Origin of the sequence: Streptomyces sp. NRRL F-5755, assembly GCF_001279365.1 — a bacterium.
Classification (GTDB): Bacteria; Actinomycetota; Actinomycetes; order Streptomycetales; family Streptomycetaceae; genus Streptomyces; species Streptomyces rimosus.
The window spans coordinates 17,660-30,625 of record NZ_LGCW01000025.1 but is presented as its reverse complement, the minus strand read 5'-3'; the positions used below and the strand labels follow the sequence as shown (position 1 = coordinate 30,625).

13 protein-coding genes are annotated in these 12,966 nt (G+C 74.3%); 9 read left to right on the top strand and 4 right to left on the bottom strand.

What is annotated here, in order from left to right; all coding sequences use genetic code 11:
• Positions 1-102: 102 nt before the first annotated feature.
• The gene (locus tag ADK86_RS04790; protein ID WP_053695439.1) at positions 103-2,094 is read right to left on the bottom strand and encodes a glycoside hydrolase; all 1,992 of its coding nucleotides are present in this window, start codon (positions 2,092-2,094) and stop codon (positions 103-105) included.
• 234 nt (positions 2,095-2,328) lie between these two features.
• On the opposite strand from ADK86_RS04790, the gene fes reads away from it, so the two are divergent.
• The 3 genes from fes (at position 2,329) to ADK86_RS04775 (ending at position 5,071) form a co-directional block, all read left to right on the top strand.
• Positions 2,329-3,828 carry an enterochelin esterase gene (gene fes / locus ADK86_RS04785; RefSeq protein ID WP_234345710.1) on the top strand — a complete coding sequence of 500 codons (1,500 nt, stop codon included), beginning with the start codon at positions 2,329-2,331 and terminating at the stop codon, positions 3,826-3,828.
• Entirely contained in the window at positions 3,828-4,133 is a 306-nt protein-coding gene (locus ADK86_RS04780; protein ID WP_053695437.1) for a hypothetical protein, read from the top strand. Before fes ends, ADK86_RS04780 begins: the two co-directional genes overlap by 1 nt.
• A 152-nt stretch (positions 4,134-4,285) precedes the next feature.
• Positions 4,286-5,071: a sulfite exporter TauE/SafE family protein gene (locus ADK86_RS04775; protein WP_030374167.1), complete on the top strand. Its 786-nt coding sequence runs from the start codon at positions 4,286-4,288 to the stop codon at positions 5,069-5,071.
• A 33-nt stretch (positions 5,072-5,104) separates the two neighbouring features.
• On the opposite strand, the gene ADK86_RS04770 is transcribed toward ADK86_RS04775, so the two are convergent.
• The gene (locus tag ADK86_RS04770) at positions 5,105-5,437 is read right to left on the bottom strand and encodes a hypothetical protein (protein ID WP_003986557.1); all 333 of its coding nucleotides are present in this window, start codon (positions 5,435-5,437) and stop codon (positions 5,105-5,107) included.
• Positions 5,438-5,758: 321 nt separating this feature from the next.
• On the opposite strand from ADK86_RS04770, the gene cutA reads away from it, so the two are divergent.
• Together cutA and ADK86_RS04760 are read left to right on the top strand one after the other, a co-directional pair.
• Positions 5,759-6,055 (top strand): divalent-cation tolerance protein CutA, encoded by a 297-nt coding sequence (gene cutA / locus ADK86_RS04765; protein WP_030595887.1) that lies wholly within the window; start codon positions 5,759-5,761, stop codon positions 6,053-6,055.
• A gap of 1 nt (position 6,056) precedes the next feature.
• Positions 6,057-7,103, top strand: coding sequence for a trypsin-like serine peptidase (locus ADK86_RS04760; RefSeq protein WP_078951814.1), 1,047 nt, complete (start codon positions 6,057-6,059; stop codon positions 7,101-7,103).
• Between the two features lie 24 nt (positions 7,104-7,127).
• Here the strand turns inward: ADK86_RS04760 and ADK86_RS04755 are convergent, their stop codons facing one another.
• Entirely contained in the window at positions 7,128-7,832 is a 705-nt protein-coding gene (locus ADK86_RS04755) for a SanA/YdcF family protein (protein ID WP_053695436.1), read from the bottom strand.
• Positions 7,833-7,963: 131 nt separating this feature from the next.
• Here ADK86_RS04755 and ADK86_RS04750 point away from each other — a divergent pair, with 131 nt between their 5' ends.
• The 4 genes from ADK86_RS04750 (at position 7,964) to ADK86_RS04735 (ending at position 10,631) form a co-directional block, all read left to right on the top strand.
• Entirely contained in the window at positions 7,964-8,395 is a 432-nt protein-coding gene (locus tag ADK86_RS04750; protein ID WP_053695435.1) for a gamma-glutamylcyclotransferase family protein, read from the top strand.
• A gap of 103 nt (positions 8,396-8,498) precedes the next feature.
• Positions 8,499-9,509: an adenosine deaminase gene (locus tag ADK86_RS04745; RefSeq protein ID WP_053695434.1), complete on the top strand. Its 1,011-nt coding sequence runs from the start codon at positions 8,499-8,501 to the stop codon at positions 9,507-9,509.
• Between the two features lie 102 nt (positions 9,510-9,611).
• The gene (locus ADK86_RS04740) at positions 9,612-10,067 is read left to right on the top strand and encodes a MarR family winged helix-turn-helix transcriptional regulator (RefSeq protein WP_053695433.1); all 456 of its coding nucleotides are present in this window, start codon (positions 9,612-9,614) and stop codon (positions 10,065-10,067) included.
• A 117-nt stretch (positions 10,068-10,184) separates the two neighbouring features.
• Positions 10,185-10,631, top strand: coding sequence for a nuclear transport factor 2 family protein (locus ADK86_RS04735; RefSeq protein WP_053695432.1), 447 nt, complete (start codon positions 10,185-10,187; stop codon positions 10,629-10,631).
• A 7-nt stretch (positions 10,632-10,638) separates the two neighbouring features.
• Here ADK86_RS04735 and ADK86_RS04730 read toward each other — a convergent pair whose 3' ends face one another.
• Entirely contained in the window at positions 10,639-12,807 is a 2,169-nt protein-coding gene (locus ADK86_RS04730) for a molybdopterin oxidoreductase family protein (RefSeq protein ID WP_078951812.1), read from the bottom strand.
• Positions 12,808-12,966 lie beyond the last annotated feature (159 nt).

Here is a 12,966-nt window from a genome sequence, read left to right as displayed (position 1 = left end):
CGGGAACGCAGAGGGCGGACGTCCACCGGACGTCCGCCCTCACTCCGTCATCAGCCCCGGCCGGGAGCGGTCCCCGACCAGGCTCGCGGCTTCCGGCCGGGCTCAGCCCCCGGCCTTCGCCGGGCACAGCCGCCTCGGCTGCTGGTCGCCGCGCAGCTTGGCGTCCACGCAGCCGGCGGGTAGGCCGGCGTGGGGCGTCTTGCCGAAGTTGGCGGTGACGGTGAGCTTGCCGTTGCCGAACTCCGTGCGCTGGACCAGGTTGTCGTCGGTCAGGCGCCGGAACGAGGTCAGCTTCTCGGTGCCCGCGGCCTTGTGCAGCGGCGCGAAGTACTTCTGAAGGGCGGCCATTTCGGGTCCCGACTTCTTCAGGGACGCGCCGTCCAGCACATAGTTCAGCGGGATGTTGTAGAGCATCGCGAGCAGCGCGCGGTCGGTTTTCTGCGCAGGCAGCTTCTCGTACGACAGTTCCCAGCGTTCGGCGTTGACGAGCGAGCTGTGCAGCGCGGTCTCGTACAGCGGCACCCGGTAGGCCGGGTCGTACATCGCCTTCGCCAGGTCGGCCGGCAGCCGTACCGGCTTGAAGAACGTGGTGGGGGCGTTCTCCGGGTAGTAGCCGCCCCAGTTCTTCCTGTCGCGCTCAAGCTTCCACAGGCCGCCGGCGACCGGCGTGGCGGCGCCGTGGTTGAAGGCGAGCACCCCGTTCGCCCAGGACTGCGCGCTCTCCGAGCCGAGGACCAGCTTCTTGTCGTGGGCGAGCCGCCGCATCCGGGTGAGCCGGTTGTCCCGGTCCCCGGCCTTGGTCATCGGGTGGGCGGCGTCGTGGTCGCGGAACAGCTCGCCGGTCGCGTCCACGTCGAGGAAGTAGCTGTCGGCGCCGTTGGCGGTCATCGCGCGGGTGCGGTCCGCGAGGTGGCCGCGGCCCGCCGCGGACTGCTCGAAAGCCTGTGAGCTGAGGTAACAGCCGCGGTTGCCGAAGCCGGACTGCGGCTTGCCCTTGGCGTCGCGCACGCAGAAGTCCGGGTAGACGGTGCCGGGCCACTTGGAGGTGGGGGAGTCGGCGGTCTTCGGGTCCTGCCCGTTGGCGAACGTGTCGTACGGGCCCACCAGATAGCCCGCCTTCTTGGCGGCCCGGACGGCGGCGGCGTCCATCGGGTTCGGCCCGGCGTCGTAACCGAGCCACATCCGGTCCACGCCCAGCTTGCGCAGCTCCTCGACGCCCGCGGCCTTGCGCGCGTCGCCCCACACGTAGGCGTGGAAGGCGCCGAGCAGCTTGCCGTTGGCCGGGTTCTGCTTGATCTTCTCGCGGAGGCTGCCGAGCTGCCCGTGCTCGGCGAGCCAGGAACGGTAGTCGGCGCCCGGCGCGACGGGGTTGCCGTCGGTGAGGGCGAAGGTGACGGTGTAGTCGCGGGTGCCGTCACCGGCGTTGAAGTCGTGGGTGGTGGACGAGTTCAGCCGTCCGCCCTCGGAGCGGAACTTCAGCGAGGTACCGAGGTCGGTGGGGGTGAGGTAGCTGACGCCGTGGCCCTTGCCCAGCGTGGTGCCCCACAGGGGCAGTTCGAGCCCGCCCACGTCGAACGCGTCGCCCGTGAGCCCGCCCTTCTCGGAATTCCAGAACGTGTCGCGCACGGGGATGTCCAGGCCCTCGCCGCGCGGCAGTTGCACGGAGGACGTGGCCCGGTCGGTTCCGGTCACCGGCCAGGTGAGCGACCCGTCCCGGTCCGCCTTCACGCTGACCCGCAGCCGCCCGTGGTCCGCGGCGGCGGTCACCGTCAGGCCCTTGTCCGGGTAGCTCCAGCGGGCACCCTCGCCGGTGCGCTCGACCGGGCCCGGTGTGCCGAGTGCGGTGCCGGACGGGGCCGACAGGGTCAGGTCCTTGCCGTCCGCGGTACGGGCGCGCAGCGCCAGCGTGCCGGTGTCCACGGTCACCGTGCCGCCCCGGACGGGGATGTCGACGTGCCGCCCTGTCGCGGGCCCGGCCACGGCCTGGCTGCTGCACCCGGAGGCGCCGACGGAGGCCGTGGCGGTCAGTGCGAGGGAGGCGGCGAGCACCCGGGTGCGGGTGCGGCTGCCCCTGGAGGCGATCTTGAAATCCATGGACACGTGAATAGTGAGCGGGCTTAAGAACTCTCTAAGAGGGGCCCGGAGAAGAGGGGACGGGAGGACGGCCGGGCGGGTCCGGACCGTCGGATGTTGTCCGACCCTGCCATGCGTGGTTAGCTTAGGCTTACCTAAGTCGAGGTCGGGTGCAGTTGCGTACGGCCCGGCCGAAAGTCGTCTGTGCCCGCGCGACGCGCCGGGCGGGAAAGCGGGTTGTCGATGGGAGCGTCGATGAAGACATCGGTGGGCACGTCGACGGGCGCGGTCGGGGGAACCCCGCCGGGCGCCGCGGCGGGCACGGCGACGGGTACGGCAGGGGGGACGGTGCCGGGCGCTCCCTCCGGCGGGCCGGCGGGAACGGGGGAGGCGGGCGCCGTGCACGCCGCCCCGCCGCGCACGTCGCGCCCGGCACCGGCCGAAACCGTGGACAGCCCGCGGATCGTCGCGCTGGCCGCCTCCGTGGCGGGCGGACGGGACGCCGCCGTACGGGAGTTCTGGGCCGAGGCCGAGGCGCAGGGCACCCCGCTCGTCGAGCCGATCCCGTGGGACCCGGAGCACCGGGCCGTCACCTTCCTGTGGCGCGGCACGGAGGACACCCGCCGGGTGCTCCTCCTGGTCAACCGCCTCGTGGACCGCTCGCACCTCGCGGGCAGCCTGATGCGCCGCATCCACGGCACCGACGTCTGGCACCTCACGTACCGGCTGCGGTCCGACCACCGCGGGTCGTACGCGATCGCGCCCGACACGGGAGGCGGGCGTGTCCGTGCGGCGGCTGCTCCCGAAGACGGCCCGGCGGACGACTTCCAGGCCCGGCTGCTGCCGCTGCTCGCCGAGGCCGGTCCCGACCCGCTCAACCCCCGTACGCTTCCCGGCCGCTGGCAGGGCGCCGGGAGTTCGGTCTTCGAGCTGCCCGATGCGCCGCCGCAGCCGTGGCGGCCGTGGGCGCCCGCGGTCCGGCGGGCCGGCGATGGGAGCCGGGGCCTGGTGGAGCGGCACCGGCTGACCAGCGCCGCCCTCGCGGCCCGGCGCGACGTGTGGACGTACGTACCGCCGGGCCCGCTCCCGGACGGCGGCGCGGACACGCTGGTGCTGCTGGACGGCGACATGTGGTGCGGACGGCTCGGGGTGCAGGCGCTGTTCGACCGGCTGATCAGGGACGGCGTGCTGCCGCCCCTGGTCGTGCTCGCGCCGGACGCCGTGGACAACGCCACCCGCGCCCGCGAGTTCGGCGGCCGGCAGGCGTATGTGAACTTCCTCGCCGCCGAACTGCTGCCCTGGGCGGCGGCGCGGCTGCCGGTGACGTTCGACCCGTCGCGCACGGTCGTCGCGGGCGAGAGTCTGGGCGGGCTCACCGCGCTGTACGCCGGGCTCGTGGCGCCGCGCCGGTTCGGCAAGGTGCTGGCCCAGTCGCCCTCGCTGTGGTGGCGGCCCGGGGGGCCGGGGCCCGTGGACGGAACCGATGCCGCGAACGGGCCGTCCTGGCTGGCGGAGCGGTACGCCGGTGGCGGCCCCCGCGAGCTGCGGGCACACCTGCGCGTCGGCCGCTACGAAGGGGACATGCGCAAACGGTGCGGCGAGTTGCGCGACACGCTGCGCGGCCTCGGGCACTCCGTGGCGTACACGGAGTACAACGGCGGTCATGACTACGCCTGCTGGGCGGGCGGACTGGCGGAGGGGCTGGCGGACCTGCTGGGGCGGGCGGACGACGGGACAAGGGAGGGCGGTGTGTGATGTCGCTTCCGGTTGTGCTGCACCGCACCTACTGCCATCTCAAGTCCCGCGCCTACCAGGTCGTTCTGCGGACGCCCCGCTTCCGTACGGCCAAGTCGGTGGCGCCGGTCGGGGAGGAGCGCCGGCCGGAACGCCCGAAACGGACTTCCGTGGTCCGTCGGCCCGTTCCCGACCGTCCGCAACGGCGCGCCGCGGACCGCCGCCCCACCCCGTCAGGACCCAGCCCCCAGCGCCCCGCACCGGACCGCCCCCAGCGGTCCGCCACCGACCGTCCTCACCGGCGTACCAAGGCCCTCGCCGGGTGACGGACGCGGCGCCCCGCCCCACCAGTGCCGGGGCGGGGCGCCCTTGTACGGACCGGTGGCGGGTGGCGGTCACGGGCCGCCCGCCACCGGCCCTCCTGTGACTCCCGCCACGCGGGGCTCACCCGCACCGCCGGGCTCCATAAGATCGCCCGGTGCCCGCAGACATCACGCTGACGACGACCCTCCTGCTGTGCGTGGCCGCCCTCGCGGCCGGCTGGATCGACGCCGTCGTGGGCGGCGGCGGGCTGCTACTCCTGCCGGCGCTGCTCGTCGGCCTCCCGCACACCCCCGCCGCCTACGTCCTGGGGACCAACAAGTCCACGGCCGTCGTCGGCACCGCCGCCGCGGCGTACACGTACGTACGCAAGGCCCCCGTCGACCTGCGCACCGCCGTGCGCATCGGACTGGCCGCGCTCGGCGGCTCGCTGGGCGGGGCGTTCTTCGCGGCGGGCATCAACAGCGAGGTGCTGCGCCCGCTCATCATGACCGTGCTGGTGGGCGTGCTGGCGTTCGTGCTCTTCCGCCCGGCCTTCGGCACCGCGCCGCCGCCCTCCGGGCCCGTCACCCGGCGGCGCGTCCTGGCCGCGGTCCTCGTCGCGGGCCTGGGCATCGGCTTCTACGACGGGCTGATCGGCCCCGGCACCGGCGCCTTCCTCGTCGTGGCGCTGGCCGCGATCCTGCACATGGACCTGGTCACGTCCTCGGCCACCGCGAAGATCGTCAATGTGTGCACCAATGTCGGCGCGCTGGCCATGTTCGCCTACCAGGGCACGGTCCTGTGGCAACTGGGCGCGCTGCTCGCGGCGTTCAACTTCGTCGGCGGCACGGTCGGCGCGCGCATGGCCCTCAAGCGGGGCGCCGGGTTCGTGCGCGGGGTGCTGGTCGTGGTCGTCGTGTCGCTGCTGTGCAAGCTGGCCTTCGACCAGTGGGTGGCCTGAGCGGCGGGCCGCCGGGGGCGCGGCCCGCCGCCTTCAGTTCATGGTCTTCGTCGCGGTGACGGCGGTCAGCAGGACGGCGGAGTCCTGCATCGCCTTCAGGCCGTGCCGCTCGTGCGGCACCGGCACGACCTGACCGGCGATCAGGTCCCGCTCGTCACCCGTCCCGGTCAGCCGTACCCGGCCGTGCAGCACCTGGAGGCTGGCCGCCGGCGGCGTGGTGTGCTCGTCCAGCGCCGCGCCCTCGATGAGCGCGATCACCGTCTGCCGGAGCGGGCCGTCCTGGAGGAAGAGATGGGCGCTGCGCCCGTGCGCCGAGGCCCTGGCGTCGTCGAGCTGGCGGCGGGTGAGCGAGCTGAGGTCGTCCATGACGCGGCCTTTCGATCGGGGTCCGCGGCGCCGCGGCCGGCACCGGTGCCGGTGTACTGGTACCCGTACGGGCCCGGGTAACCGCACCGCCGCCGGCGTCCATCCTGACGGGTGGCCGCGCGGCTGCCGAATGGCCGGTGCGCACGGCGCGCAACGGTGGCCGGCGGCAGGATGATCACGGCGGTCCGTACGATGCGGAGGGACCTGATCAACGACCAGTGCCCGAAGGGGGACGTCCAGGTGCGAGGCGAACCGGCGGAGCGGGAAAGGCCCGAGGAAGCCGCGGCGGGCGGCGGCGGCCCGGCCGGCTTCCTGACCGTCATGACGACGACCGACAGCGCCGAGAAGGCGGAGGCGCTGGCCCGCGGCGCGATCGAGGCACGGGTGGCGGCGTGCGCGCAGATCGGCGCGCCCGTCACGTCCGTGTACCGGTGGGAGCAGGCGATCGAGACGGCACAGGAGTGGCAGGTGCTGTTCAAGACGGCGGCGGACCGGTACGCGGCGCTGGAGGCGTACCTCCTCGAAGCGCACGACTACGACACACCGGAGATCATCGCGACCCCGATCACGCGCGGCGGGGCCGGGTACCTCGCCTGGGTCGCCGAGGAGACGAGCTGAGATGGGGCGGCGATCCGTGATGCGGCGAGGCGGCGACGGCGGGGCGGAAGGCGGGCCGGGCAGCGGTCCGGGGCACCGCCGCAAGCACCGGCACAGACGACTGGTCCTGGGCGGGACGGCCGCCGCGGGGGTCGGGCTCGCGCTGTGCTTCCTCATGGCGCCCGCGAACGGCGCGTCCGCCGGGACGGCGTCCGCGAACGGTGCGTCCGCCGACGGCGACGACGGTGGCCGCGGCTGGACGAGCGAGGCCGCGGCGCGGTACTGGACGGCCGGGCGGATGGCCTCGGCCGTCCCCTCGGGCCCGGACGGCGGCAAGGCCGCCGCCGCGCCCACCACCCGGACCACGACGGCCGCCCCGGGGGCCGCCGGCTCCGCGCGGCACTTCGAGGGCGTGCCCTCCGTCGGCGTGCTCTTCTCCGTGGACCAGGACGCGAAAGCGCATCACTGCACCGCCAGCGTCGTCCGCAGCCCGCGGCGCAACCTGATCCTCACGGCCGGGCACTGCAATCCGGGAGAGCGCGCGGCTTTTGTCCCGCAGTATCGTTCCGGCGCCACGACCCAGCCGTACGGAATCTGGGCGATCGACCGCGGCTTCACCCACCCGGACCGCACCGACACCGGCCCGGGATCGGACCTCGACTTCGCGTTCGCGACGGTCAAGCCGGACGGTGAGGGCCGCAAGCTGGAGTCGGTGACCGGCGGCAACTTCCTGGCCCGCACGCCCGGTTACACCACCGACGTCACCGTCATCGGCTACCCGACGGCCCGCAACGACCCCGCCGACCAGGCCGTACGGTGCGGGGTGCGGACCACCCGGCTCACCGGTCAGCGGCAGCTGCGCATGGAGTGCGGCGGGTTCTACGGCGGCACCTCGGGCAGCCCGTGGCTGAGCCGCTTCGACGAGCGGACGAAGACGGGCTACGTGGTCGGCACCATCGGCGGCCTGAACGGCGGCGGTCCCTCCGGTCCGGACAGCCACCGGACCTCCTACAGCCCGTACTTCGGCGCGGAGGTCTTCCGGCTGTACGCCCGCGCCATCGTGAGCTGAGGCCGCGGGGACGGCGGCGGCGCGTCACCCCAGCGCCGCCGTCACCCCGTCCTCCCGCGGTCCGAGGAAGTGCGGGTCGGGCCGTACCGTCGCCTCGACCGCCGCCTTCGCCGCCGCGAACACCTCGCGGGTCCCGCCGTAGTACCAGGTGACGTCGTGCCGGTCGTCGACGCCGACCCCGTACGCGTCCAGTCCGGCCGCGCCGCACAGCGCCAGCGCGCGCCGGATGTGGAAGCCCTGGCTGACCAGGACGGCCCGGTCCACGCCGAAGATCCGGCGGGCGCGCGTACAGCTGTCCCAGGTGTCGAAGCCCGCGTAGTCGCTGACGATCCGGCTCCCGGGCACGCCGTGCGCGACCAGGTAGGTGCGCATGGCGTCCGGCTCGTCGTAGTCCTCGCGGCTGTTGTCGCCGGTGACGAGGAGCGCGCGGACCGTGCCGCGCTCGTAGAGGCGGGCGGCGGCGTCCAGCCGGTGCGCCAGGTACGGGGAGGGCTCGCCGTCCCACAGGCCCGCGCCGAAGACCACGGCGACCGGCGCCGCCGGGACGTCCTCGACCGTACGGACCCGGGACCCCGTGGTGGCGTTCAGCCAGGTCGCGGGCAGCAGCGCCGCCACACAGGCGAGCACGGTGACCTGGAAGGCCCGCCGCTGTCCGCGCCGCGTCCGGGGCAGGCGCACCCGGCTCCGTATGCGCCGCAGCCGCCCTTCCCGCCGTGTCTGCTGTGTCATCCGTTGCCCCCGTTGTTCTTGTTGCTGCCGCAAGCAGCGACGCGCCGCGGCCTGGCATGGTTGCGGGAACGCGGGCCGTCGGCCCCCGCCCCGCACTCCGCACCGCGCCGCACCGGAAGGAGCCCGCCCGGATGACCACCGAGCCCGAGCGCCTGCCGTTCTTCGTCTACGGAACGCTGCGCCCCGGCCGGGCCAACCACGCCCGCTGCCTGCGCGGCCGGACGGCGGCCGAGGAATCCGCGCTGGTCAGAGGCGTGTCACTGTACGAGGGGCCGGGCTATCCGTACGCCGTGACCGGACCCGCCGAGGCGGTCGTGCACGGTGATCTCGTACAGCCGCGGGAAGACGTGTACGACGCCGTGCGCGCGGCCCTGGACCGGCTGGAGGGGCACGTCCCGGGCGCCCCCGGCAACCTCTACGAGCGGGTGGCGCGGCAGGCCGAGTGCGCGGACGGCCGGAGCGTCCGCGCCTGGCTGTACGTGGCGGCCGAACCGCTGGCCGGACAGCTGCGCGCGTCCGGCACACCGGTCCCGGGCGGCGACTGGAAGAAGCCGCCCCGTTAACCTGGACCACTTGCCCGAACCACACAGGCCCCGGCAGCCCCGGCGGCCCTGAAGGTCCCGGCAGCCCTGGCAGTACCGAGCAGCAGACAGGTGTGATCCCAGCGTGCCCCCCACCACCCCGGCCCCGGCGACCCCGTTCCCCAAGGCGGAACTGCACCTCCACATCGAGGGCACCCTGGAACCCGGGCTGGCCTTCGCCCTGGCCGAGCGCAACGGCGTCACCCTGCCGTACGCCACCGAGGACGAGCTGCGCCGCGCGTATTCCTTCAGCGACCTCCAGTCGTTCCTGAACCTCTACTACGCGCTGATGGCCGTGCTGCGCACCGAGGACGACTTCGCCGACCTCACCCACGCCTACCTGGCCCGCGCGCAGGCCCAGGGCGTCCGGCACGCGGAGATCTTCTTCGACCCGCAGGCGCACACCTCGCGCGGCGTGCCGATCGGCACCGTCATCGGGGGCCTGACGCGCGCGCTGGACACCGCCGAGGAGCGCTACGGCATCACCACCCGCCTGATCATGTGCTTCCTGCGCGACGAGAGCGCCGAGTCCGCGCTGGCCACCTTCGAGGCGGCCCGCCCGTACCTGGACCGGATCACCGCCGTCGGCCTGGACTCGGCGGAGGTCGGGCACCCGCCGTCGAAGTTCAAGGAGGTCTACGCGCTGGCGCGGGAGGCCGGGCTCAAGTGCGTGGCGCACGCGGGCGAGGAGGGCCCGCCCGCGTACGTATGGGAGGCGCTGGACGTGCTCGGCGTGGACCGCATCGACCACGGTGTGCGCTGCCTGGAGGACCCGCGGCTGGTCGCCCGCCTGGTCGCCGACCAGGTGCCGCTGACCGTCTGCCCGCTGTCCAACGTCCGGCTGCGCGTCATCGACGAACTGGCCGACCACCCGCTGCCCGCGATGCTGGACGCCGGGCTGCTGGTCACCGTCAACTCGGACGACCCCGCCTATTTCGGCGGCTACGCCGACGACAACTTCACCGCCGTACGCGACGCCCTGGACCTGGACGAGGAGACGCTGCGCACCCTCGCCCGCAACTCCTTCCGCGCGTCCTTCCTGGACGAGGCGACCCGCGAGACCTACCTCAAGGAGGTCGAGGCGCACGGGCGGTGACCGGGCCGGGGCCGGTCATGACCGCCCTTGACCTCAAGTCCGGTTGAGCTCCTAGGTTCTTCCTCGTCGGGCACCGCGCCCGCGCTCCCGGAGGAGGACACCATGCAGTACTCGCACGACGACGCCGAACTCGCGGGCCAGCCCATCGGCTACTGGGCCTGGGCCGCCCACACGGCAGCCGTCACGCACATCCGCGCCGGGCTGGCCCGCCACGGGCTGAGCCAGCCCCAGTGGTGGGTGCTCAACCAGCTCGTGGGCCACGCCGACGGCCGTGACCGGGCGGAGGTGACCGACATGCTCAAGGGCTACCTGGACGTCGGCGCCGACGGCATCGGCGCGGCCGTCGACGCCCTCCTCGGCCGCGGCCTCGCCGCCGCCGACGGCGACCGGCTGCACATCACCGCCGAGGGTGCGGACCTGCACGCCCGGTGCGCCGCGCTCCAGAAGGAGATGCGCGCGACGCTCCACGACGGCATCAGCGACGAGGAGTACGTGCGGACGCTCAAGGTGCTCCAGCGGATGATCCACAACGTGGACGGCAAGATGTGGCACCACTGAGCGGCCGGTCGGCCCCCTTACCCCTGGAGTAATCGACCGGCCTCCCCGCCCACGGCAGCATCGGGCACACCGGCGGGAACCCCCGCCGGGCCCGGCCGCAGCCGCGAGGAGAGTGCCATGACCGCCGACACCCCGGGTACGACCACGGACCGGACCCCGGTCGCCGAGGCCACCCGGGCCGTCGTGCAGCAGTTCCTCGCCGCCCGGCTGGCCGGGGACACCGGGCGGCTCACCGAGCTGTTCGCCGACGAGGTCGACTGGCAGCTCGCCGAGAACCCCGCCGTCCCGTGGATCCGCCCCCGGCGCACGGCCGCCGAATGCGCCGCCCAGGCGGAGGAACTGGCCGCCCACACCGTCCCCGAGGACGCCCGCGCCTCACTCGACGCCGTCCTCGTCGACGGCGCCGACGCCGTCGTGACCGGACACGTCGCGGGAACCGTACGCACCACGGGCAAGGCCTTCGAGGGCCCCTTCGCCCTCCGCCTCACCGTCGAGAACGGCCGCATCACCCGCCACCACCTCTACGAGGACAGCCTGTCCATCGCGGAGGCGTGCAGGCCGTGAGGTCCGGTCAGGCCCCTTCCTCGGCGGCCTCGGGGGCCACCGCCTCCACCCGCACCGCACACACCTTGAACTCCGGCATCCCCGACGTCGGATCGAGAGCCGGGTTGGTGAGCGTGTTGGCGCGTCCGGCGCCCGGCCAGTGGAAGGGCATGAAGACCGTGTCGGCGCGGATCGCCTCGCTGTAGCGGGCGGGGGCCACCGAGCGGCCGCGGCGGGAGGTCACCGCCACCGGGTGGCCGTCCTCGATGCCGTGCTGCCGGGCGAGGCGCGGGTGGATCTCCACGTACGGGCCGGGGGCGGCGGTGTTCAGGTCGGGGACGCGGCGGGTCTGGGCGCCCGACTGGTACTGGGCCAGGACCCGGCCGGTGGTGAGGACCACCGGGTACGCCTCGTCCGGCTCCTCGGCGGCGGGGCGGTGGGTGACCGGGACGAAGCGGGCGCGGCCGTCGGGGGTCGCGAAGCGGTCCAGGAAGAGGCGCGGGGTGCCGGGGTGGTCCTCGTCGGCGCAGGGCCAGAAGACGCCGTCCTCGGTGGCGATGCGCCGGTAGGTGATGCCGGCGTAGTCGGCCGGGCCGCCGGCCGAGGCGCGGCGCAGTTCGTCGAAGACCTCTTCCGGGTCGGCGGGGAATCCCTTCTCCCAACCGAGGTGGGAAGCAAGGGCGTTGAGTACTTCGAGGTCGGTGCGGACGCCCGGAGGCGGGGGCAGGGCGCGGCGGCGCAGCAGTACCCGGCCCTCCAGGTTCGTCGTGGTCCCGGTCTCCTCCGCCCACTGGGCGACCGGCAGCACCACGTCCGCCAGCGCCGCCGTCTCCGACAGCACGACATCGGCCACCGCGAGGAAGTCCAGCGCCCGGATGCGCTGCTCCACGTGGGCGGCGCGGGGCGCGGAGACGACGGGGTTGGAGCCCATGAGGAGTAGGGCGCGTACGTCCCGGCCCAGCGCGTCCAGCAGTTCGTACGCGCTGCGGCCGGGTCCGGGGAGGGAGTCCGGCGGTACGCCCCACACGCCCGCCACATGCGCCCGCGCGGCCGGGTCGGCCAGCTTGCGGTAGCCGGGCAACTGGTCCGCCTTCTGGCCGTGTTCGCGCCCGCCCTGCCCGTTGCCCTGGCCGGTCAGGCACCCGTATCCGGAGCGCTCGCGGCCCGCCCGCCCGGTCGCCAGGCACAGGTTGATCCACGCGCCGACCGTGTCCGTCCCCTTCGCCTGCTGTTCGGGGCCGCGCGCCGTCAGCACCATCGAGCCGTCCGCTTCGCAGAACAGGCGCACCGCCGCCCGCAGTTGGGGCACCGGCACGCCGGTGATCCGCTCGACCAGTTCCGGCCAGTGCGCCATCGCGGCGGCCCGTGCCGCGGGCCAGCCGCTGGTACGGGCCGCGATGAACTCCTCGTCCGTACGCCCCTCCGCCACCACCAGATGCAGCAGCCCCAGCGCGAGCGCCAGATCGGTGCCGGGGCGCGGCGCCAGATGCAGGTCCGCCTGCTCGGCGGTGCGGGTACGGCGCGGATCGACGACGATCAGCCGGCCGCCGTTCTCCTTCAGCTCCGTCAGATAGCGCAGCGCGGGCGGCATCGTCTCGGCCAAGTTCGAGCCGACGAGGAGCACACAGCCGGTACGCGCGATGTCCGCCAGCGGGAACGGCAGCCCGCGGTCCAGCCCGAAGGCCCGCTGGTGCGCGGCGGCGGCCGAGGACATGCAGAACCGGCCGTTGTAGTCGATCTGCGAGGTGCCGAGCACCACCCGCGCGAACTTGCCCAGCGCGTACGCCTTCTCGTTGGTCAGACCGCCCCCGCCGAAGACGCCCACCGCGTCCTTGCCGTACGCGCCGCCGGTACGGGACAGACCGTCGGCCACCCGGCGCAGCGCCGTCTCCCAGTCCGCCGGTACGAGGCGGCCGGTCGCCGCGTCCCGTACCAGCGGCTCGGTCAGCCGGGCCCCCGGCGCGAGGAGTTCGGCGGCGGTGCGGCCCTTGCCGCACAGGGCGCCCCGGTTGACCGGGAACTCCGGGCGTTCCACGACCTCGGCCGGGGGGCCGGCGGCGTCCGCCGGGGTGCGGCGCAGGCCCATGCCGCACTGGAGGGAGCAGTACGGGCAGTGCGTCTCCACGGGCGCGCTCGCGTGCGCTTCCTGCGGCGGGGCCGCCGGGGCATGGGCGGTGCGGGGGGTGGCGGCAGTCATGCGACCAGCCTGCGGCGCGCGTGTTTCCGCTGGTCCGGGGCGGCGTTACGGGCCGGGGAAGCGCGCCTCACGGTGGCCGTGCCGAGGAGGTGAGGAGCCCGGCCCGTACTTCACGTACGGCCCGCGCACCTCGACAGCCACCGGAAACCCGCCGTCACG

What these genes read in the sequence shown, in the direction of transcription:
- ADK86_RS04760 (WP_078951814.1), top strand. Translation starts at nt 6,057, where the DNA reads ATGGGGCGGCGATCCGTGATGCGGCGAGGCGGCGACGGCGGGGCGGAA.
- fes (WP_234345710.1), top strand. Translation starts at nt 2,329, where the DNA reads ATGAAGACATCGGTGGGCACGTCGACGGGCGCGGTCGGGGGAACCCCG.
- ADK86_RS04740 (WP_053695433.1), top strand. Translation starts at nt 9,612, where the DNA reads ATGCAGTACTCGCACGACGACGCCGAACTCGCGGGCCAGCCCATCGGC.
- ADK86_RS04790 (WP_053695439.1), bottom strand. Translation starts at nt 2,094, where the DNA reads ATGGATTTCAAGATCGCCTCCAGGGGCAGCCGCACCCGCACCCGGGTG.
- ADK86_RS04770 (WP_003986557.1), bottom strand. Translation starts at nt 5,437, where the DNA reads ATGGACGACCTCAGCTCGCTCACCCGCCGCCAGCTCGACGACGCCAGG.
- ADK86_RS04735 (WP_053695432.1), top strand. Translation starts at nt 10,185, where the DNA reads ATGACCGCCGACACCCCGGGTACGACCACGGACCGGACCCCGGTCGCC.
- cutA (WP_030595887.1), top strand. Translation starts at nt 5,759, where the DNA reads ATGACGACGACCGACAGCGCCGAGAAGGCGGAGGCGCTGGCCCGCGGC.
- ADK86_RS04780 (WP_053695437.1), top strand. Translation starts at nt 3,828, where the DNA reads ATGTCGCTTCCGGTTGTGCTGCACCGCACCTACTGCCATCTCAAGTCC.
- ADK86_RS04730 (WP_078951812.1), bottom strand. Translation starts at nt 12,807, where the DNA reads ATGACTGCCGCCACCCCCCGCACCGCCCATGCCCCGGCGGCCCCGCCG.
- ADK86_RS04755 (WP_053695436.1), bottom strand. Translation starts at nt 7,832, where the DNA reads ATGACACAGCAGACACGGCGGGAAGGGCGGCTGCGGCGCATACGGAGC.
- ADK86_RS04750 (WP_053695435.1), top strand. Translation starts at nt 7,964, where the DNA reads ATGACCACCGAGCCCGAGCGCCTGCCGTTCTTCGTCTACGGAACGCTG.